This is a genomic window from Bacillus sp. AFS029637 (assembly GCF_002584985.1).
GTDB lineage: Bacteria > Bacillota > Bacilli > Bacillales > Bacillaceae_G > Bacillus_A.
Genome location: NZ_NUPZ01000041.1, coordinates 136,410 through 157,609, shown reverse-complemented (window position 1 = coordinate 157,609; position 21,200 = coordinate 136,410). Strand labels below are relative to the sequence as shown.

Sequence of the window (21,200 nt, the reverse complement as noted above, 5' to 3'; positions counted from 1 at the left end):
CTCCTATTGTGTAAAAAAAAATAGACAGTGATAAAAAAATAATACACCTATTTATGATAAATTTAAAATATTTTTACAAATAAAAATATTATTTATAAAAAGTGTATATATGTAGAGTTGGCACGTCAATTGCATAAAAGAAAGTGAGAGATTTATGAGAAAGGAGGAGTGCTATGTGAGGCACTGCGACGTTTTAATTATAGGTGGTGGAATAATAGGATGTTCCATCGCTTATTACACTTCAAAATACGGAAGAGATGTAACAATCATTGAAAAAGGAGAATTTGTCAGCGGGACGTCTTCACGGTGTGATGGAAATATATTGGCAATTGATAAAGATCCAGGGTTTGATAGTCAAATGTCATTAGTAAGTCAAAAGTTAGTAACCGAACTAAGTGAAGAGTTGGAGCATTCATTTGAATATAGGGCACCTGGCAGCATCCTTGTTTGTGAATCAGACGAAGAGATGGAAGCGGCGCAGCAATGGGTAGACAGGCAAAAAGAAGCGGGTTTACCGTTTCGAATGTTAGATAGGCAAGATATAAGAGAGGAATCACCATTTTTTGCTGATGATTTATTAGGTGGTTTAGAATGCGCAACTGATTCAACTGTAAATCCGTATCTTCTCGCTTTTTCACTTTTAGCAGAGGCGAAAAAATTTGGTGCAAAAGCTTATAACCATACAGAAGTTAAAGAAATGAAAAGAGAGAAGGACGGCTCATTTATTGTAGAAACGACAAACGGTACATATACTGCGAAGCAAGTTGTGAATGCAGCTGGTGTGTGGGCTCCTAAAATCGGACAGATGTTAGATGTGAATATCCCAATTGAACCGAGAAAGGGACATATTATTGTAGCTTCGAGACAACAACATGTTGGCTGCCGTAAAGTAATGGAATTTGGTTATTTGATTTCCAAGTTTGGTGGGAAACGAAAAGTAGATGCTTTAACTGAACAATACGGAGTCGCGCTTGTATTTGAACCGACAGAAAGTCAAAATTTTTTAATTGGTAGTAGTCGAGAATTTGTAGGGTTTCACACGAGAATAAACAATGAAGTTATTAAATGTATTGCAAATAGAGCAATTCGTTTTTATCCGAAAATGGCGGATATGATGGTGATCCGTTCATATGCTGGATTACGTCCGTGGACAGAAGATCATTTGCCAATCATTTCACGAGTGGAACATATTCCGAACTACTTTATAGCAGCGGGGCATGAAGGTGATGGGATTAGTCTTGCGGCAGTTACTGGGAAGGTGGTTGAGGAACTGTTAAATGAAAAAGAAACAATCATTCCTATTGAACCACTTCGTTTGAGTCGTTTTACAGAAAGGGTGTTAAACGGATGAGGTCACAAAGAGTCTTTACGACGATTGATACACATACGGGCGGGAATCCAACGAGGACATTAATTAGCGGACTTCCTAAGTTAATTGGAGAGACGATGGCAGAGAAGATGTTGCATATGAAAAAGGAGTATGACTGGATTCGCAAATTGTTAATGAATGAACCACGTGGGCATGATGTAATGTCAGGTGCACTATTAACAGATCCGTGTCACCCTGAAGCTGATATAGGTGTTATATACATAGAGACAGGCGGGTATTTACCGATGTGTGGCCACGATACAATCGGTGTATGTACATCATTAGTTGAATCAGGCTTAATCCCAGTAGTTGAACCGGTTACTTCTTTAAAGCTAGATACACCAGCAGGCTTAGTTGAAGTAGATATTTTTGTTCAAGATGGGAAAGCGAAAGAAGTCTCCTTCTGCAACATACCAGCTTTTTTATTGAAAAACATTACTGTAGACGTTGAAGACATTGGAACTGTAGAGGCTGACATTGCATATGGAGGGAATTTTTATGCCATTATCGATGCGAAGTCAGTAGGTTTAGATTTAGTACCAGAAAACGCATCTACGATCATTGATAAGGCAATTCATATTCGAAATACAATTAATGAGAAGTTTGAAATCATTCATCCAAAGTATTCGTTTATAAGAGGATTAACACATGTTGAATTTTATACAGATCCTACTCATGAAAGTGCGCATGTGAAAAATACAGTTGTTGTTCCGCCAGGAGGAATAGATCGATCTCCATGTGGTACAGGAACATCCGCGAAGTTAGCTGTACTATATGCCCATAAAAAAATTGACATTGATGAAGAATTTGTTCATGAGAGTATTGTAGGTTCTTTATTTAAAGGGTGTGTTATGAGTACAACAAATGTAGAAAATATTGAAGCTGTAGTAACGAAAATTACTGGATCGGCTTGGCTTATGGGCATGCATAGATTTTTTTACAATGAAAAGGATCCACTTAAAGAAGGTTTTTTGTTAATTCCGCCGATGGAGCATGAAACGGAGGATGTAAAATGAACATTCAAAAAATGTATACAGCAGTAGATGTGCACGTAGCTGGCGAAGCATTTCGTGTAATAAAAGATGTACCATGCAAATACTACTACAGTTTAGAACATTTAAATGAACAGTTTTCTGGGGAATTAGCAGAAGAAATGCAGCTTTTATTAAATGAACCACGTGGTTTTATCGGTTTAAATGGATGTATTGTCGTTCCTTCTATTCATAAGGAAGTGGATGCAGCGGTATTGTTTTTTGATCATGAAGGATCTATTCCTCTTCATTATGGCGGTATAGTAGCGGTAATAACAATGTTATTAGAAAGTGGTTATTTAAAAAAGAGAGAGTCTAATCAATACAAAATCGAAACGCTATCTGGAATATTTTCGGTTCATGCGTATGTGGAGCATGATGAAGTTGTATCTGTTTCGTTTGAAAGCAAACTTTGTTATATGGTTGAGAAAGATTTGAAGATTGGTAATATAAATTACTCTCTCATACAAGCAGATAAAGTTTATGCAGTTGTAGAAAAGGATACGTATTCGCCTGAAATTTCTGTTGAAAATATATCTGAATTAAAAAAATGGGGAGAAGCTACACTTGAAGCTATACAAAAACAGTCACTTATAAAAAGACTTATTTTAGTAGATTCTTCGCAAAAAGAAAAGAATCATATAAAGTCAATCACATTTCATGAAGATAACTTTATCGTACGTTCACCAGGTTTTGTTTCTACAATTGTGTCTTATGTTCATGCTTTATTTAAAAATGATTATATAGCGGATAAACCTTTTAAAAATGAAAGTATTTTTAATAGCTTTATAACAGTGGAACAAGTGAAGAAAGAAGAATTAGGATACATTTTCCGTTTTGAAAGTAGAGGATTTATTACAGGTATGCAGACGTTTTTGCTAGATCCGACAGATCCGTTTCCAACAGGGTTTCTATTAAAATAAAATGTTAAAGGGAGAGATAAAGATGAAAAAAATTAAAGGGGCATTTCCAGTATTAATAACACCGATGGATGAGTTTCAAGAGATTGATTGGAAAGGTGTAAAACAAAATGTAAATTACTTTATTGAACAAAAAGTAGCTGGAATTATTATTAATGGAAGTACGGGAGAATTTGTTAGTTTATCAAAAGAAGAACGTTTTAATATGGTAGAAACTGTATTAAAAGAAGTTGATGGCCGTATTCCCGTTATCGTTGGTACTGCAGCAGAGACGACGAAAGAAACGATTGAATATACGAAACATGCGGAAGCGCACGGGGCGGATTGTGCGTTAATTATTAACTCGTATTATTGTAAACCGAAAGAAGAAGAAATCTATTTTCATTTTAAAGAAATCTCAAACGCTGTAAATATACCAATTATGCTATACAATAACCCATTTACTTCTGGTGTTGATATGAGTACAGAGCTTATGCTTCGCATTGGTAAAGAGTGTGAAAATGTTACACATATTAAAGAATCTAGCGGAGATATTCGAAAAGCGAGAGATTTAGTAAGACAAGGCGAAGGTGCTTTTCAAGTCTTCTGCGGATCTGAAGATTTAGTTATGGAATCTTATTTAGTTGGTGCCTCGGGATGGGTTTCAGTAGCAGGAAATATCGTTCCAGGTCTAGTTACGAAAATGTATGAGCATTTTCAAAATGGTGAATTAGAAAAAGCGTGGGAAATAAACGATGCGATTTTACCTCTTTGCGAGTTTCTTGAAGGATCGGGAAAATATGTACAAATCGTTAAACGCTCAATGGAATTACACGGGCAAGTCGGAGGACCTTCACGTTATCCGAGACTCGGATTAACTGAAGAAGAAGATCAAAAGCTTCAATCGATTTTATCAAATATCACAGCTCATACAGCTGTTTAAATAAGGAGGAGTGTATATGTTAACGACAAATATTGAGCTGAAACCAAAAGTGAAAGCGTTTTTAAACGAAGAAATTAAAATGTTTATTAATGGTGAATTTATTTCTTCTATTAGCGGGAAGACGTTCGAAACATACAATCCAGCAACAGAAGATGTTTTAGCTGTCGTATGTGAAGCGCAAGAGGAAGATATTGATGTCGCAGTCAAAGCAGCAAGAGCTGCATTTGAAAGTGGACCTTGGGCAGAAATGACTACCGCTGAAAGAGCACATCTTATTTATAAATTAGCAGATTTAATTGAAGAGCATGGAGAAGAATTAGCGCAGTTAGAAGCTTTAGATAATGGGAAACCATATCAAGTAGCACTAGATGATGATATTGCAGCGACTGTAGAAAATTATCGCTACTACGCGGGATGGGCTACAAAAATTATCGGGCAAACCATTCCAATTTCAAAAGATTACTTAAATTATACGCGCCATGAACCAGTTGGCGTTGTAGGTCAAATTATTCCTTGGAATTTTCCGCTCGTTATGTCTTCTTGGAAAATGGGGGCTGCACTAGCAACAGGCTGTACGATTGTATTAAAACCAGCAGAGCAAACGCCTTTATCGTTATTATATACAGCGAAGCTCTTTAAAGAGGCTGGTTTTCCAAATGGTGTTGTAAACTTCGTTCCAGGTTTTGGTCCTGAAGCAGGAGCAGCAATCGTAAACCATCATGATATTGATAAAGTAGCCTTCACTGGTTCAACAGTTACGGGAAAATATATTATGCGTCAATCAGCAGAAACAATTAAACATGTAACGTTAGAACTTGGTGGCAAGTCCCCAAATATCATTTTAGAAGACGCTGACTTAGAAGAAGCGATTAACGGTGCGTTCCAAGGTATTATGTATAATCATGGTCAAAACTGTAGTGCGGGATCTCGCGTGTTCGTGCATCGAAAGCATTATGAAACAGTCGTAAATGAACTTGTAAAAATGGCAAATGAAGTAAAGCTTGGAGCAGGTATGGAGAAGGAAACTGAAATGGGTCCACTCGTATCTAAAAAACAACAAGAGCGTGTGCTGCATTATATTGAACAAGGGAAGAAGGAAGGTGCTACTGTTGCTGCTGGTGGAGAACGTGCATTTGAAAAAGGTTATTTTGTACAGCCGACAGTATTCACAAATGTTACGGATGATATGACAATTGTTAAGGAAGAAATTTTCGGACCAGTTGTCGTTGTACTTCCATTTGATTCGACAGAAGAAGTAATTGAAAGAGCAAATAACTCTTCATATGGGCTTGCTGCAGGGGTATGGACACAAAATATTAAAACTGGACATCAAGTTGCTAATAAGTTAAAGGCAGGAACAGTGTGGATTAATGATTATAACCTAGAAAATGCAGCGGCACCATTTGGTGGGTTTAAGCAATCTGGTATCGGTCGTGAGTTAGGCTCATATGCGCTAGATAATTATACAGAAGTGAAGAGTGTTTGGGTCAATATTAAGTGAAACTCTATTTAGTAGCAGTCTTGTAGACTGTAAATAATAGGATAAATAAGAGAAGCGGACAACTGGAATGCAAGTCAAAGGTTGTCCGCTTTCTATATATAAATATTCTTTTCAAAACAAGTAAGAGGGGGACTTTGATGGAACAGTTAGTAGAATGGCTAGTAGGGCAAGTATGGAGTATTGGTTTAGTTGTTTTTGCATTAGGGGCAGGCATATATTTCACAATTGCGACACGTTTTTTGCAAATTCTTTATTTTAAAGAGATGATTACATTACTATTTGAAGGGAAAAGCTCAGAGACTGGCATTTCATCTTTCCAAGCATTCTGTTTGGCCTTATCAGGAAGGGTTGGAATAGGTAATATCGCAGGAGTAGCGACAGCTATCGCTTTTGGTGGTCCTGGAGCTGTATTTTGGATGTGGGTAATGGCTCTTTTAGGAGCAGCTAGTGCATTTGTTGAATCAACATTATCTCAAGTATATAAAAGTAAAGTAGGAAATGAATACCGCGGTGGTACACCATATTTTATTGAAAAAGGTTTGAAAATGAAATGGTTTGCGGTTATTGTAGCGGTGGTTGTAACACTGTCATATGGCGTATTATTGCCAGGTATTCAATCAAGTAGTATCGCTGTTGGATTTGAAAACTCTAATGGCATTAGCAAATATATAACTGGTATATTGTTAGTCATATTATTAGCAGCAATCATTTTTGGTGGCGTAAAAAGAATTGCGGGCGTCTCTCAAATGCTTGTTCCATTTATGGCAATTGGTTATGTAATTGTTACATGTATCGTATTAATTGCGAATGTAACGGAAATTCCAAGTATGTTCGCTTTAATTTTCTCTAGTGCTTTTGGTGTAAATGAAATGTTTGGTGGTATCGTTGGTGCAGCTATTGCTTGGGGCGTAAAACGTGCTGTATTTTCAAATGTTGCTGGTGTTGGAGAAGCGACATATAGTTCAGCTGCTGCTGAAGTATCCCATCCTGCCAAACAAGGGTTAGTTCAAGCGTTTTCTGTATATATCGATACAATTGTTGTATGTACAGCGACAGCTCTTATGATTTTAATAACAGGTATGTATAATGTTATACCTGAAGGAAAAAGCGCTATTGTAAAGAACATTGGGAATGTAGATGCAGGTCCAATCTATACACAACAAGCAGTTGAAACTGTTATGACGGGATTTGGTCCAATATTTATTTCAATCGCAATCTTCTTCTTCGCATTTACAACTTTACTTGCTTACTATTATATCGCTGAAACGACACTTACTTATTTAGATCGTGAGCTTAAATATAACTGGTTAAAACCCGTTTTAAAAATTGGATTTTTAATTATGGTTTACATCGGTAGCGTAGAATCAGCATCGCTATTATGGAACCTTGGAGATTTAGGAATTGGTAGTATGGCATGGTTAAACCTTATTGCGATCATATTATTAAGTAAAACGGCATTAAAAGTATTAAAAGATTATGAAGCGCAGAAAAAAGAAGGGAAAGACCCAGTATTTGATCCTAAAAATGTGGGGATTGAAGGCTTAACATTTTGGGAAGAGAGAAGTAAAGAGGTTGAAGGAAAAAACTCTAAAGAACAAGCGGTAGTGGATGATAGTCTGCAATTGTAGTCTTAATAAACTGAATATTCATTCTATTCTGTGTGGTATATTGCCTTCTTTTCATCACATACTACAGTAGGTACAGATAATTTGAATGGGGGTAATAATAAGATGGAAAACGAACAACATCATAGTTCAGTAAATGACGTTCTACATCATTATAAAGAAGGAATCGGTAGTTTCACAAACCAAATTCCTGAAATTGCTGAAACATATAATGCGTTCACGCAAGCTTGTTTTCAAGAGGGCGCTTTAACAAAAAGGGAAAAACAACTTATCGCATTAGGAATTAGTCTAGCAACGCAAGATGAATATTGTACCATTTATCATACAAAAGGTTGTCTTGATCAAGGGTGTTCAGATAAAGAGATTCTGGAAGCGTGTGGGGTATCAGCAGCATTTGCTGGCGGAGCTGCAATGAGTCAAGCGGTAACTTTAGTACAAGAGTGTTTAATTGAACTGAAAAATCAAAAGCATTGAATAGAAAAGAACGTTTTAAACTTTATGTTTAAAACGTTCTTTTACGTGAGATTAAATTTGAGTATGAAATTTACATTGTATGTGATGTAATAAAGTGAAAATTTTAAATCTAGTGGGAATGAGAAATCGAAACTATTTATTTAGTTTTAAGATTTTCTAAAAAGTTTCAATTGTTTCATATAATCAATAGCTTTTGTTTTGTTCTTTTGTTTACATACATATTCGAATTCATTCTTATCTCTATAATAACTATTCATTATATCTTCTGTAAGAACTCCATCGGATATAGCTTTTTTAACTGCACATTGTGGTTCATTTGTATGCGAACAGTTAGAAAATTTACAGCTCTTAGATATAATCACTATATTTTCATACCCAAAAGCAGAGTTATCTCTATGGTTTATCAAGTCAAATCCCATTTTACTAATAAGTAATCCCTCCACTTTTAAATTGTATGTAATTTAATATTCTATATTACCATAAATCGATTTCTTTATGTCAGGAAGAACGCTGTATATACTCTTACCGATTAAAGATTCTAATTCTTTCTTAATTGTATAGAATCCTTTCCAATGTAAAGATGTATGAGCAGTTGTTCCATGACGTAAGCCAACTGAAATTAATCTTTTTTCAAGGGTAGTAAAGCCATCTGCGTCAGCTAGAGCGTCACAAAGGGTGATTACTTTATTATATAAGTCGTAGTTACTATGTTCGTTCAATATTTCAATCAACCGGCTTTTCATATAATCGGGAACAAGACTCCACTCCGCTGCGATATCTATATGTTCATTTTTGCAAGGGAATGAATGTGTCACACAAATAATCGCGTTTCCTGTATAACCTAAATCATTCATGTACATATAACCATCATAGGAATGTATAACAGATCTGGTAAAACCTTTATACCTTCCTATATCATGCAGGAGGGCAGCATTATATGCTATGTCAGCATTTAGGTCATAATACCCATTATTAATAAGTTCTACAACTATCTTTTCCGTTGCAAGGGCAACATTAATTGAATGTTCAAACCATGGACCTGGATTTTGTTCATATGCCCACTCGAGTAATTCTCTCGCGTATGTCGTATCTAATATATATTTCATATAGGTATCCTTTCTCTAAAAATTCATATTTAAAATAATTTCATCTTAATATTTAATTATTCCTGCTTTAAAAATTGTTAAAATAAAAATAAAAGGGGGGAAAGTAATGGGGAATTTAGTAATTGAAGAAATTAAGAAATTAGAAAACAATATTGAAGAGCTTACTAAACTTTTGAAAACTGTAGTAGATGATGGGGCATCAATCGGGTTTTTACCGCCAATGGAACGAGAAGAAGCGACGAAGTATTGGCAAGCTGTCTTAGTGCCGGAAGTGATATTATATGTCGCTAAAATAAACAATGAAGTAGCGGGAAGTGTTCAATTACATTTAGTCACAAAGCCAAATGGTAGCCATAGAGCTGAAATTTGTAAGTTAATGACTCATCCAAATTTTAGACGTAACGGTATTGGACGTTTGCTTATGCAAAAAGCAGAGGGACGAGCAAAACAAGAAAACAGGTCTCTTTTAGTGCTAGATACGAGAGAAGGAGATCCTTCTAATAGATTATACAAATCATTAGACTATCGAGAAGTTGGAAAAATACCGGAATATGCAATTTCTCCGAATGGTGCGTTAGATGCAACGGTTATATATTATAAAAGTATTTAGTTTTTTGACCCTTTAACTATGGTTGGAATGTTCAATTAAAGGACTAGTTTGTAGAAGGTTGTAACAGTTTTTTTAGTTATTATTTAATAGGGGTTTAGCAGTCTTTTGGTGAATATTAAATGTTAATCTAAAAGATGGAGGTTGCTGTCATGTTGAAACTGTTTCAATATAATTGGCAAGTTCGTGATGAGTGGTTTACATTTTGTGAAGATATATCGGATGAAGAACTATTAAAGAAACGGGTTGGTGGGTTTGGTAGTATCCTACATTCGTTATTTCATATTGTAGATGTGGAGTATATGTGGATCTTAGGTTTGCGCGGTGAACCAGTGCCCGAGGAGCCGGAATTTGAAGATTATTCTAGCTTGCAAAAAGTGAAAAAACTCTCAGCTCAATACCACGAGAAAGTGCAGCCATTTGTGACCTCTTGGACAAGTGAAATGGAATCTCGGAAATTTTCAGAAACTGATTTCAATGACGCACCGATTAGCTCTAGAGACGCACCAATTAGGCGCCGAGTTATTGAATGTACACACGGAGAGATAATGCGTCATGTCATTGTCCACGAAATTCACCATATCGGTCAGTTATCTATATGGGCACGTGAAATAGGAAAGGAGCCAGTTTCCGCAAATTTGAGAGGGAGAGGGCTATTCGGTAATTAGACTGTCTTTGCCAATTTTGCAATTGGGCGCTTTAATGGTACAATAATCAAGAATGGAAAATATAGTGCAAGTGCCTACACTATTTTAAATTAATATACATTTCGATCATCTATTTCATTTTAGATGATCTTTTTTATGAAAATTATAGAAGAAAGTGCAATTATTTATAAAAAAATACGCTTTAAATATTGTCATATTTGCTTCTTTAAGATATCCTTTTCATGAAGAGGTGGAAAACATGGAAAAAGTACTAGTTTTCGGGCATAAAAACCCAGATACAGATGCAATTTGTTCTGCAATTGCTTATGCAGAATTGAAAAAAGAATTAGGAATGAATGCTGAGCCTGTACGTTTAGGCGAAATCAGCGGTGAAACTCAATTTGCGTTAGATTATTTTAAAGTAGAAGGACCGCGTTTTGTTGAGACAGTTGCAAGCGAAGTGGACAACGTTATTTTAGTTGACCATAACGAGCGTCAACAAAGTGCTAACGATATCGAATCTGTTCGTGTGTTAGAAGTTATTGACCATCACCGTATTGCTAACTTTGAAACAAGCGATCCTATATACTACCGTTGTGAGCCAGTTGGTTGTACAGCTACAATCTTAAACAAAATGTACAAAGAAAACGGCGTTGCAATTCGTAAAGAAGTTGCAGGTTTAATGTTATCTGCAATCATTTCAGATTCTTTACTATTCAAATCTCCAACTTGCACAAAGCAAGACGTAGCAGCAGCACGTGAATTAGCGGAAATCGCTGGTGTAGATGCAGATAGCTATGGCTTAGAAATGTTAAAAGCTGGTGCTGACTTAAGCGGAAAAACAATGGAGCAATTAATCTCTCTTGACGCTAAAGAATTCCAAATGGGTAACGCGAAAGTTGAAATCGCACAAGTAAACGCTGTTGATACAAACGACGTTCTTGTACACCAAGCGGAACTTGAAAAAGTTATCTCTGCAGTAGTAGAAGAAAAAGGTTTAGACCTATTCTTATTCGTTGTAACTGATATCTTAACTAACGATTCTGTAGGTCTTGCAGTTGGTAAAGCAGCAAACGTTGTTGAGAAAGCTTACAACGTATCTCTAGAAAACAACACAGCTACTTTAAAAGGTGTTGTATCTCGTAAAAAACAAATCGTACCTGTATTAACAGAAGCATTCCAAGCTTAATAGTATTGAGTACAGATAAACAAAAAGGACAAGTAGTCAGATGGACTACTTGTCCTTTTCTCTTTTAAATGGCGGGAAATCCAGATTTTTAATTAGAGGGACTTGCGTATGTTGAATGACTCAAAGTTGTTAAATTGGGATGAAAATAAGAAATGTTATGACTTGGAAACATTGAAAAATTTGATTTTTCGTAAGAAGTAGTACAAAATACGTTCAGGGCAATACTCAATACGATAAGCGAATAAAAAAGGATAGCATTTTCTATCCTTTTAAACGATTCTTATTCACATAAAAAGTAACGATAGCAACAACGAGGAAAATAGGAATTGCGTATACTTGCCCAACAAATAATTTCCAACCAACAGTATTATAACCGTCAGATGCTGGTAAGGTAATTACAATAACGCAAACGATAAAATAAACAAATAGTGCAGGGATAATATTTTTCATTGCCGTTCACCTCCTCTCTAAACTTTAATGTATAACATTTGTATATTATAATATTATTAAATGGAGTTGGATAAAAGCAAGTAATTTAAATTTGATTTATATACGTATGTATTAAAAGACTAATTGTAAATGAAACTTATGAAAAATGTGGTAAATAATGTATTTTCATTTCAGGATTATTATATAGTATTTTGTGAAGAAAATGTACAAAAAATTTAACTTTATATACGAAAGAAAAGAGGTAAGACATAAATATGAAGAGACTATGCATAATCCCATGTGGAAAAAAGAAAATTTGGGATAAGTATGTAGATTACGGGGAGACAGAGGCAAAAGATGTGTATATCAGTCCGTTCGGAAAGGCGTGTCAGGCATACGCAACTATGTTTTTTGAGAACTGGGTTATCTTATCAGCGAAGCATGGATTTTTAAGACCGAATGATATTGTGCAAGAAAACTATGATCTTGCATTTGATTCCAAGAGTAATGAGATTATTAGTATTGAACAATTACGACAACAGATCGTTGATAAAGAGTTGCTTCAGTTTGACGAAATCGTTTTACTTGCTGGGAAGAAACATAAAAAAGTAGTGACGAAATTATATTCGGAAGAAATTATTACATATCCGTTAGAAGGATGCAAAGGAATTGGATATATGTTGCAGAGGTTAAAGAGGGCTGTAGAGGAAGAGAAGGAAGTATAGTTTTTATGATAGTAGTAGGTTGGTCACATTTTGATAATAGGCATCGCCAAAATGGTGGTGCTTTTTCTATTAGTCAGTACAGCTCCCCAAATAGATTTGGTATTTGATAGCAATAGTTTTGTTCGTTAAGTGCCAATTTTCTTTTTCAAGTATAATGAATTAAAAATGCAGTAGGTAGGGGAATCATAGTAACACAAGTATTAACGAATCTGGTTGGATTTTTAAACGATAATAGCAAAAAAGACAAGCTATGAATATGATAATAAAAAAAGGAGATGTTGGATAATGGGTTACATTGTAGATATTTCGAAATGGAATGGCGATATTAACTGGGATGTAGCAGCACCACAATTAGATTTCGTAATTGCACGTGTGCAAGATGGTTCAAATTATGTAGACCCTTTATATAAAAATTATGTACAAGCAATGAAAGTGAGAAATATTCCATTTGGTAACTATGCATTTTGCCGTTTCATTTCAGTAGAAGATGCGAAAGTAGAAGCACGTAATTTTTGGAATCGTGGGGATAAAAATGCTACAATTTGGGCTGCAGATGTTGAAGTGAAAACAATGGATGATATGCGAACAGGTACACAAGCTTTTATCGACGAATTACGCCGACTAGGTGCTAAGAAAATCGGTTTATATGTTGGTCATCATATGTATGAACCTTTTGGGATGGCAAATGTGAAATGTGACTTTGTATGGATTCCGAGATATGGGGGAAATAAGCCAGTGTATCCGTGTGACCTTTGGCAGTATACTGAAACAGGGAATGTTCCTGGCATCGGTAAATGCGATCTCAATTCACTCATAGGAAATAAACCTCTAGCGTGGTTTACTGGAGCAGTACAACCAGTACAACCTGTGCAAGTACAAGCAAATAAACAAAATATCATTCAATCTGGAGCTTTTTCACCGTATGAAACGCCCGATGTTATGGGAGCATTAACTTCTTTAAAAATGACAGCCAAGTTCATTTTACAATCGGATGGATTAACATATTTCATTTCTGATCCAACTTCAGACACGCAATTGAATGCAATGAAAGATTATCTTGAACGTAAAAAATGGTGGTATAAAGAAATGTAGTAATCAAAGTTTGTACCATAGAGCGTGCCCCACCTAAAAAACAGCTTCTTATAGAAGATAAAATAGAATTCCCTTCGAAATGTATCCTCCTAAATGTATAAAATATATTTTCGATTCATAAAATAATAGATTATAAGTAATTGTTTTGTAAAAAAAACCAAAATGTTAGTGTTCATTAAATATGAAATATGTTCCCTAAACCTTAAAAACTAGACTAGTAAACAAGCCCTTCTATTAGTTCCAACATAGAATATAATGAATTCTATTTAGGAGGAAGTATATTCATGGGGAATCATTGTCATTGTAGACGTTCATTTTGGGATGATTTAATGTTCGGAGGATGTAGATGCAGGAATTGTCATACATGCAGTTGCAAAGAGAAAGCGAAATGCGATGGTGACAAGTGTAGTTGTAAGGAGAAACCGAAGTGCGATTGTGAAGAGTGTAAGCATAAAGAGAAACCGAAATGCCATTGTAAACATGAAGGGTACTAGTAATAAAAAAGAGTANNTACTCTTTTTTATTACTAGTTTATATTCCATCTTGAACTGATTTTTTTTCAATTTCCCATGTATCTTTCTTTTTAATTTTTATAGATACATAAGTTCCATTAGATTTTTGATAAAAGATATAGCCATTATTCGATTTTACATAGGCTAATGGCTCACCTATGCAATCTCGTGAACAAGACGTATTGATTAGCTCAATTAATGAAAGGTTACTTGGATCAGTTTTACTTGTATCTATAAGGGTATCGAGATTTGTTTTACGAAATCCCTGTAAATTTACATTGAAATTTTTTTCGATTTCTCCAGTACCGTTCGTACTTATTACCTCGGCGGAGTTTTTCTTTTCGAGAAGGAAACCACTTGTATAAAGGAATTTTGTATATCCTATCCAGGCGATTAAAATGATTGTAAAAAATATACTAGCTGTTCTAAGTTTGCGAAGCCGTTTGCTTACAATTGTTTCTGAGTATTTCATTCAGTCTAATCCTCCAATGTTTTTTTATCTAAAGTATGCTTGGACACATATATTTAGAAGAGAATGAAAGGTAAAGGGTTCTTGATTCAAAAAAGAAAGCATCCAGTATGAGATGCTTTCTTTTTTGAGTATTTTTTGCTATCTGTTAGTTACTTGTTTCATAAGTGGCCTTATTTCTTTCACAGGAGGCTTTTTATCATATGCATCAACGTAAGAAAAGTAATAATTTAAGTTTCTAAGAAGGCCTTTTCCTATTTTTGCGCTTAAGAAGGGGAATACTTGTCCCGTATAATCATCGAGGGATTTACAATAATATTTTTCATCTAAATATATACTGTATTTACATGTTAGTTCTACTAATGGGTTACCTTCATCATCAAATACTTCCTTAGAATCGATAATGTCTATTAATGCGAATTTTTCATTCAAATAAACTTTCTTTTTTTTCTCGTGTTTATTTGTGAGAATAAATACGAGACCAATGGCGTTAATCAAACTATGTCCTCCTATAAAAAACGGATATTAATAAAATATATCGATATACGTTAAATGTAAAGAGGAGAAGTGAAATATCCTTGAATGAACGTTTTATAAGCCGATTTGTTTTTTCAAATCGGCTTATTGTTATTGAAATACTTGCGGGAATTGTTTTACGATTGCGTCTGTTATCATGTCGGCCATTTCTAATGCTTCTTTTTCAATTTTATCGTACAATTTTACTCCTGCCTCATAATCTTTATTTAGGAAGGAAAGTGCTTCTGCTTTTGTTAGTGCTAAATGTTCATAAAACATTTTTCTAAATTCTTCTTTTTCTATATATGGGTTGATGCTAGTAAGAAACGCAACAATTTCATCCCCGTTAGCGTACCATTTTTTCTCTATCGCGGCAGCTGCATTTTGATCACCTGCTTTTGCAGCTTTAACAAGATCAGCGGCGATTACTAAATGGTCTTTAATTAATGCACTATATTTTTTTACTGCATCCTCACCATAGAACGGTTCAAGGGATAGTCCCATGTGTGTTGCGTTTTGTAGAAGGCGTCCAACTGAAACGTTAACATCTGGTAAATGAAAGACAATGCTTATAATGGCTAATCTCGTCCAAGCGACATGTTGTTCCCATAATGAACGCATATAACCTTTTAAAAAGTTCTCATTTTTACTAATTCGGTAATTACGTACGGGTACATCAAAGTTTACATAAGGGTTATGATAGGGGGAGTAATACGATTGCCAATAAGAATACATAAGTAGTAACACTCCTTTGAACATGTATATCTCAAAGTATGATGAAATTTATTTTTTAGTTACGTGTCCTAGATTATTTTCAACAATTAGATAGGTGGCTAAAAAGGTGAGAAGATTTGAAAACGAAGTTGTGGTATATGTGAATTAATTGAATATAAAGTAAAAGAGGCTCTGCAAGGGAAGTTGCAGAGCCTCAAAAGGGTATTGTCGAGATGTCGGACTCGACTACGTAATAGTACCATAATTTTTTTTTGAAAAACCTTGGTAAATTCGTCCAAATGAATGATTTAACACTTTAATAAAGTAAAAAGGAGTTGCTTCCCGCAGCAGCCCCCTTTCACTAGATAATGTTGATGAGTAAAAACTCATCTAGAGTACCTTTATAGTAACAAGTAAAAATAGTTTTGTGTATTGAGAAAAAACGAATTACATAATTAGACGTTAAGAATTTATATTTAAAATTTTTTCGATTATTATCATTTGTTGCGATTGGATTATGGTTATAAAATGTAGAAAAGGTTTGTATGCAAGACTAAGGGTAATTATTAAGTCGACCTGCTAATGTAAGCAGGTCGACTTAAGGGGTTTATTCAACAGATTATTTTACATGTTAACAGCTGTATTGGAGTAAGTCTATAAGTTTTATATTGAGAAAATTTATATGAATTATATATTTTTTGCACATGTATTACCGTCTAAAAAGTTGAAGTAGAAAGTTACATATCTTTCTATAAGAGAATAATGGTTGATATTTATAATATGATTCATATTTCCACGCATCATTATTAGAGAATTGGAGTTTATTCGTTTCTGTTTTATGTTTGATGGAACTAATATTACGACGCTTCATATAGTAACCTCCTGAATTTATACGTATATGATTAGTAGTATTCAAGGAAGGGAAAGAAAATGAATATTTAAATTGAAATTCTTACTTTTTGTATATTGAATATGCGTTGTAGATGTTAGGAAACTTAGAAAGTAACAAAACACCTATATGAATGAATATTTGATACGAAAGGGAATATAGAGTAATGAAAAAGGAATAAGCATGTATTCATCACTTTCAAGTCACATAAGTGATGATATAATAGAGATAGATGAAAGATAAAGAAAAGCAGGTGAATCTTTTTTGTTTACAAAAGCACAAGAACTTTTAGCGACTTACTTCGGTTATTCGTCATTCCGAAGAGGACAAGATGAAACAATTAAAAATGTATTAGAGGGGAAAGATACAGTTTGTATTATGCCTACGGGCGGTGGTAAATCCATTTGTTATCAAATTCCCGCATTAGTATTTGAAGGAACGACGTTAGTAATATCCCCTTTGATTTCACTTATGAAAGATCAAGTAGATACATTAGTGCAAAACGGTATTTCCGCTACGTATATTAACAGTTCTATTTCAATGACAGAAGCAAATCATAGAATTCAATTAGCGAAACAAGGACATTACAAGTTGCTTTATGTTGCTCCTGAGCGTCTCGATTCAATGGAGTTTGTTGACCAACTCATTGATATGAAAATCCCGATGATTGCAATTGATGAGGCGCACTGTATATCGCAGTGGGGTCATGATTTCCGCCCGAGTTATTTACATATACATCGTATACTAGATTACCTTCCAGAAAAGCCGCTCGTTTTAGCATTAACTGCAACGGCAACACCACAAGTACGTGAGGATATTTGTAACACGCTTGGAATTAATCAAGAAAATACAATTATGACAACGTTTGAGCGTGAGAACTTATCGTTTTCAGTCATTAAAGGACAGGATCGTAATGCGTATTTAGCGGATTACATTCGCCAAAATCAGAAGGAATCTGGGATTATATATGCAGCTACTAGAAAAGTAGTCGATCAGTTGTATGAAGATTTAATGAAAGCTGGAGTTTCGGTATCGAAATATCACGCTGGTATGAGTGACCATGATCGAAATGAGCAGCAAGAACTTTTTTTACGAGATGAAGTCAGTGTAATGGTAGCAACCTCTGCATTCGGTATGGGTATTGATAAATCGAATATTCGTTACGTTATTCATTATCAGCTGCCAAAAAATATGGAAAGTTACTATCAAGAAGCAGGACGTGCTGGCCGTGACGGATTAGATAGTGCATGTATATTGTTATATTCTTCGCAAGATGTGCAAGTACAGCGTTTTTTAATTGATCAATCAACGGGAGAATCACGTTTTTCAAATGAACTTGAAAAGTTACAAAACATGACCGATTACTGTCATACCGAACAATGTTTACAATCATTTATTTTGCAATACTTTGGAGAAGAACCGAAAGAAGATTGTGGACGCTGTGGTAATTGTACGGACGACCGTGAGAGCATCGATGTGACAAGAGAATCACAAATGGTTTTATCTTGTATGATTAGAACGAACCAAAGATTTGGAAAGCAAATGATTGCACAAGTTTTAACGGGATCAAAAAATAAGAAAGTTATTGAATTTAATTTTCATACTTTACCAACGTATGGTCTTTTATCAAACCGTAGTGTAAAAGAGGTAAGTGAGTTTATTGAGTTTTTAATTTCAGACGAGTTAATTGCAGTCGAACATGGTACGTATCCGACGTTAAAAGTAACGGAAAAAGGGAAAGAAGTATTACTTGGTAAAGAGAATGTTTTACGTAAAGAACGAGTGGAGACAAGGCAAATCGTCCAAGATCATCCATTATTTGAAGTACTTCGCGAAGTGCGTAAAGAAATTGCTCAAGGAGAAGGTGTACCGCCATTCGTTATTTTCTCTGATCAAACGTTAAAAGATATGTGCGTGAAAATGCCGCAAAGTGACTCTGAACTCCTAACTGTAAAAGGAATTGGAGAACACAAACTTGTGAAGTATGGTTCTCACTTTTTACAAGCGGTTCAACACTTTATTGAGGAAAATCCAAACTATGCGGAAACAATTAAGACGGAAGTTGTTTCAGAGCGTAAAAAGTCAGGAAAAGCTTCAGCAAATTCCCATTTAGAAACGTATGAAATGTATAAACAAGGTATTGATTTAAATGAAATTGCGAAAGAACGTGGGTTATCGAGACAAACAATTGAAAATCACTTAATTCGCTCTTTTGAAGATGGTATGGAAGTAGACTGGCATAGTTTCGTTCCGAAAGAGTATGAACCTCTTATTGAAACTGCTGTACAAAATGCAGAAGGTGGTTTGAAATCGATTAAAGAACAACTTCCAGATGAAGTGAGTTACTTTATGATTCGTGCATATTTACAAATAAGAAAGTAGAGACATATAAAGGGGATAGGGATATATGCATCATGTTTTCGTGTACGGTACGTTAAGAAGAGGGCAAACGAATGCTCATTATTTGCAAGGCGCAACATGCATCACTGACATAGCATGGACGTATGGGAAATTATTTGATACAAACGAAGGGTATCCAGCAATGATTTGCTCACATGAAGAAAAGGTATATGGGGAAGTTTATGAAGTAAATGATGATGTTTTAAAAAAATTGGATGAACTTGAAGAGTATACAGGTAATGCAGAGACTGATTTATATGATCGGATAACGCAAACAATGTATGTTGCTGATAGAGAAATACACGCGTATGTGTATATTGCCCGGAATAAAGAAATGTTAAAGAAAATCATTGATTCTGGGGATTGGCTCGTGTATCAAAAAGTATAATTAAAGCAGCCATAGATAAAAATTGGAAAGCAGATAATGGAATCATTATCTGCTTTTTAGTGTGTTTACAGTTGGATTTCTCAAAGTGATAGAGGATAGATTATATTATCTTGATAATAGTAATAGGGAGAGAATCTATTATGTTCAATCAATAATATAATGACACAATTGACAAAAGATACACCAGTGTTATAATGATATCTTGTTACCGAGGTAACAAAGTATTATTTTTTGGTAAGGATGTGAAATTATGAAACAAAATAATGAGCAAATAAATGAAAAGAATATAAAAATTAAAGTTGAACGTGTGCAAACGGGAATTAGGATGGAAAAAAGAATGGTAAAAGTTTTGAAAGCGATGGCAGAATACCATGATATTTCACTTGGTGTTCTTCTTGAAAGAATCGTTCTACATTCTTTTGAAAACAAACCTGTGTTTAGTGATGAAAGCCTTGAAAAAGTTAAAGCTATAAAAGAAGTTTACGATATGGATTATGGTCTAGAAATAAGTCGTAAGTGGAATGATTCGGATAACTAGAATATTAATAATACCATTTAGATTTTATGTAAAAGGTTTATGAAATATAGAAATGAAAATAAAGTATCAGGAGCGATATTAAATGAAATTCAGTACATTGACTATATTTGATAATTACCCCGATCAATTATCTCGAACTCCTAGACAATTCTATAATGAGGTATTGGAGCAAGCCGTTCGAGCTGAAGAAATGAATTTTGATGGGGTATGGTTTGCAGAACATCATTTCTCAGATTTTGGTATTAATCCTTCACCAGCAGTTTTGCTCGCTGCGGTATCTCAAAGAACGAATAGAATTCGCCTCGGCGTGGGTGTTTCAGTACTGCCATTACACAACCCTATACGAGTTGCCGAAGATTATGCGATAGTTGATCTTTTATCAAACGGAAGATTAGATTTAGGGCTAGGTAGTGGATATGCACAGAAGGAATTTGATGGCTATAATATTTCATTGGAGGACAAAACTGAACGTTTTAACGAGTCTCTAGAAGTGCTGCGTAAGGCATGGTCAGGCAAGATCTTTTCTCATCAAGGGAACTTTTATCAATACAAAGACCTTAAACTTAATGTTCAGCCCATACAAGCTCCTTTTCCGCCTCATTGGATTGCAACCTCTAGTGAAACAGGTGTTAGTCATGTTGCTAGTATGGGAAACAATTTCATGGGTCTTGGGTTTAGTAAATCACGAGATGAATTAGCAAAGCTGATTGATACTTACAAGAATACGTATCTAAAGTCAGGATACGGTAATCCAGAAGAACTGGAAATCCCTGTTGCATTTCATGTTCATGTCGGTGAAACATATGCAGAGGCTGAATCTAATGCGAAAGATCCATATCAACGATTTATGAATACTCCGCGTGGGACAAATATTTCATATGAAGACCTTACACATAAATTCAATCCAGTAATAGGAAGTTCTGATGAAGTTATTAAACAAATTCATTCCTACAGTGAAATAGGTGTTACGAATTTTATGGCAGTAATGAATTTTGGTGGACTAGAACATCATAAAGTTCTTTCATCTTTGGACTTATTTGGTAAGTATGTAATTCCTGCATGTAAGTGACAAATTAATTGGTCACTTAACTAATAAAATGAATGTATTTTTTATAAATAAATATAAAGAGAAAAAAG

At 34.8% G+C, this 21,200-nt stretch carries 23 protein-coding genes; 16 read left to right on the top strand and 7 right to left on the bottom strand.

Annotation, left to right across the window (positions count from 1 at the left end; all coding sequences use genetic code 11):
* Positions 1-175: 175 nt before the first annotated feature.
* From COE49_RS23415 to COE49_RS23385, 7 genes are all read left to right on the top strand, one after another.
* Positions 176-1,351, top strand: coding sequence for an NAD(P)/FAD-dependent oxidoreductase (locus tag COE49_RS23415; protein ID WP_098252098.1), 1,176 nt, complete (start codon positions 176-178; stop codon positions 1,349-1,351).
* Positions 1,348-2,385: a proline racemase family protein gene (locus tag COE49_RS23410; RefSeq protein WP_088229231.1), complete on the top strand. Its 1,038-nt coding sequence runs from the start codon at positions 1,348-1,350 to the stop codon at positions 2,383-2,385. The genes COE49_RS23415 and COE49_RS23410 overlap by 4 nt, the downstream gene beginning before the upstream one ends.
* Positions 2,382-3,323: a proline racemase family protein gene (locus COE49_RS23405; protein WP_088229232.1), complete on the top strand. Its 942-nt coding sequence runs from the start codon at positions 2,382-2,384 to the stop codon at positions 3,321-3,323. Before COE49_RS23410 ends, COE49_RS23405 begins: the two co-directional genes overlap by 4 nt.
* Before the next feature lie 22 nt (positions 3,324-3,345).
* Entirely contained in the window at positions 3,346-4,242 is an 897-nt protein-coding gene (gene dapA, locus COE49_RS23400; protein WP_088229233.1) for a 4-hydroxy-tetrahydrodipicolinate synthase, read from the top strand.
* 16 nt (positions 4,243-4,258) lie between these two features.
* On the top strand, positions 4,259-5,743 hold the full coding sequence (locus COE49_RS23395) for an aldehyde dehydrogenase family protein (protein ID WP_088229234.1): 1,485 nt from the start codon (positions 4,259-4,261) through the stop codon (positions 5,741-5,743).
* Between the two features lie 137 nt (positions 5,744-5,880).
* Complete coding sequence (locus COE49_RS23390) at positions 5,881-7,371, top strand: alanine/glycine:cation symporter family protein (protein WP_088229235.1); 1,491 nt, start codon at positions 5,881-5,883, stop codon at positions 7,369-7,371.
* Between the two features lie 30 nt (positions 7,372-7,401).
* Positions 7,402-7,842, top strand: coding sequence for a carboxymuconolactone decarboxylase (locus tag COE49_RS23385; protein WP_140417255.1), 441 nt, complete (start codon positions 7,402-7,404; stop codon positions 7,840-7,842).
* A gap of 146 nt (positions 7,843-7,988) precedes the next feature.
* Here the strand turns inward: COE49_RS23385 and COE49_RS28155 are convergent, their stop codons facing one another.
* Positions 7,989-8,285 carry a hypothetical protein gene (locus tag COE49_RS28155; RefSeq protein ID WP_088229237.1) on the bottom strand — a complete coding sequence of 99 codons (297 nt, stop codon included), beginning with the start codon at positions 8,283-8,285 and terminating at the stop codon, positions 7,989-7,991.
* An 18-nt stretch (positions 8,286-8,303) separates the two neighbouring features.
* Complete coding sequence (locus tag COE49_RS23375; protein ID WP_088229238.1) at positions 8,304-8,948, bottom strand: HD domain-containing protein; 645 nt, start codon at positions 8,946-8,948, stop codon at positions 8,304-8,306.
* A 106-nt stretch (positions 8,949-9,054) separates the two neighbouring features.
* Between COE49_RS23375 and COE49_RS23370 the strand changes: the two genes are divergently transcribed.
* The 3 genes from COE49_RS23370 (at position 9,055) to ppaC (ending at position 11,391) form a co-directional block, all read left to right on the top strand.
* On the top strand, positions 9,055-9,558 hold the full coding sequence (locus COE49_RS23370) for a GNAT family N-acetyltransferase (RefSeq protein WP_088229239.1): 504 nt from the start codon (positions 9,055-9,057) through the stop codon (positions 9,556-9,558).
* Positions 9,559-9,707: 149 nt separating this feature from the next.
* The gene (locus COE49_RS23365; protein ID WP_088229240.1) at positions 9,708-10,223 is read left to right on the top strand and encodes a DinB family protein; all 516 of its coding nucleotides are present in this window, start codon (positions 9,708-9,710) and stop codon (positions 10,221-10,223) included.
* A gap of 238 nt (positions 10,224-10,461) precedes the next feature.
* Positions 10,462-11,391 carry a manganese-dependent inorganic pyrophosphatase gene (gene ppaC / locus COE49_RS23360; RefSeq protein ID WP_088229241.1) on the top strand — a complete coding sequence of 310 codons (930 nt, stop codon included), beginning with the start codon at positions 10,462-10,464 and terminating at the stop codon, positions 11,389-11,391.
* Positions 11,392-11,652: 261 nt separating this feature from the next.
* On the opposite strand, the gene COE49_RS23355 is transcribed toward ppaC, so the two are convergent.
* On the bottom strand, positions 11,653-11,841 hold the full coding sequence (locus COE49_RS23355) for a DUF4017 family protein (RefSeq protein ID WP_088229242.1): 189 nt from the start codon (positions 11,839-11,841) through the stop codon (positions 11,653-11,655).
* A 254-nt stretch (positions 11,842-12,095) separates the two neighbouring features.
* On the opposite strand from COE49_RS23355, the gene COE49_RS23350 reads away from it, so the two are divergent.
* Entirely contained in the window at positions 12,096-12,545 is a 450-nt protein-coding gene (locus COE49_RS23350) for a DUF6884 domain-containing protein (RefSeq protein ID WP_088229243.1), read from the top strand.
* A gap of 285 nt (positions 12,546-12,830) precedes the next feature.
* Positions 12,831-13,637 carry a GH25 family lysozyme gene (locus tag COE49_RS23345; protein ID WP_088229244.1) on the top strand — a complete coding sequence of 269 codons (807 nt, stop codon included), beginning with the start codon at positions 12,831-12,833 and terminating at the stop codon, positions 13,635-13,637.
* Positions 13,638-14,168: 531 nt separating this feature from the next.
* On the opposite strand, the gene COE49_RS23335 is transcribed toward COE49_RS23345, so the two are convergent.
* The 4 genes from COE49_RS23335 to COE49_RS27720 form a co-directional block, all read right to left on the bottom strand.
* Entirely contained in the window at positions 14,169-14,621 is a 453-nt protein-coding gene (locus COE49_RS23335; RefSeq protein WP_088229245.1) for a hypothetical protein, read from the bottom strand.
* Between the two features lie 138 nt (positions 14,622-14,759).
* The gene (locus COE49_RS23330; protein ID WP_000606231.1) at positions 14,760-15,116 is read right to left on the bottom strand and encodes a hypothetical protein; all 357 of its coding nucleotides are present in this window, start codon (positions 15,114-15,116) and stop codon (positions 14,760-14,762) included.
* A gap of 129 nt (positions 15,117-15,245) precedes the next feature.
* Positions 15,246-15,869, bottom strand: coding sequence for an acetylglutamate kinase (locus tag COE49_RS23325; RefSeq protein ID WP_141524719.1), 624 nt, complete (start codon positions 15,867-15,869; stop codon positions 15,246-15,248).
* A gap of 688 nt (positions 15,870-16,557) precedes the next feature.
* On the bottom strand, positions 16,558-16,719 hold the full coding sequence (locus tag COE49_RS27720) for a hypothetical protein (RefSeq protein WP_170933738.1): 162 nt from the start codon (positions 16,717-16,719) through the stop codon (positions 16,558-16,560).
* A 282-nt stretch (positions 16,720-17,001) separates the two neighbouring features.
* Here COE49_RS27720 and recQ point away from each other — a divergent pair, with 282 nt between their 5' ends.
* From recQ to COE49_RS23300, 4 genes are all read left to right on the top strand, one after another.
* Positions 17,002-19,119 (top strand): DNA helicase RecQ, encoded by a 2,118-nt coding sequence (recQ, locus tag COE49_RS23315; RefSeq protein ID WP_098357457.1) that lies wholly within the window; start codon positions 17,002-17,004, stop codon positions 19,117-19,119.
* Between the two features lie 25 nt (positions 19,120-19,144).
* On the top strand, positions 19,145-19,525 hold the full coding sequence (locus COE49_RS23310) for a gamma-glutamylcyclotransferase family protein (protein WP_088229248.1): 381 nt from the start codon (positions 19,145-19,147) through the stop codon (positions 19,523-19,525).
* Between the two features lie 250 nt (positions 19,526-19,775).
* Positions 19,776-20,063 (top strand): hypothetical protein, encoded by a 288-nt coding sequence (locus COE49_RS23305; RefSeq protein ID WP_088229249.1) that lies wholly within the window; start codon positions 19,776-19,778, stop codon positions 20,061-20,063.
* Between the two features lie 82 nt (positions 20,064-20,145).
* Positions 20,146-21,132, top strand: a complete 987-nt coding sequence (locus COE49_RS23300) for an LLM class flavin-dependent oxidoreductase (protein WP_088229250.1) — start codon at positions 20,146-20,148, stop codon at positions 21,130-21,132.
* Positions 21,133-21,200: the final 68 nt, after the last annotated feature.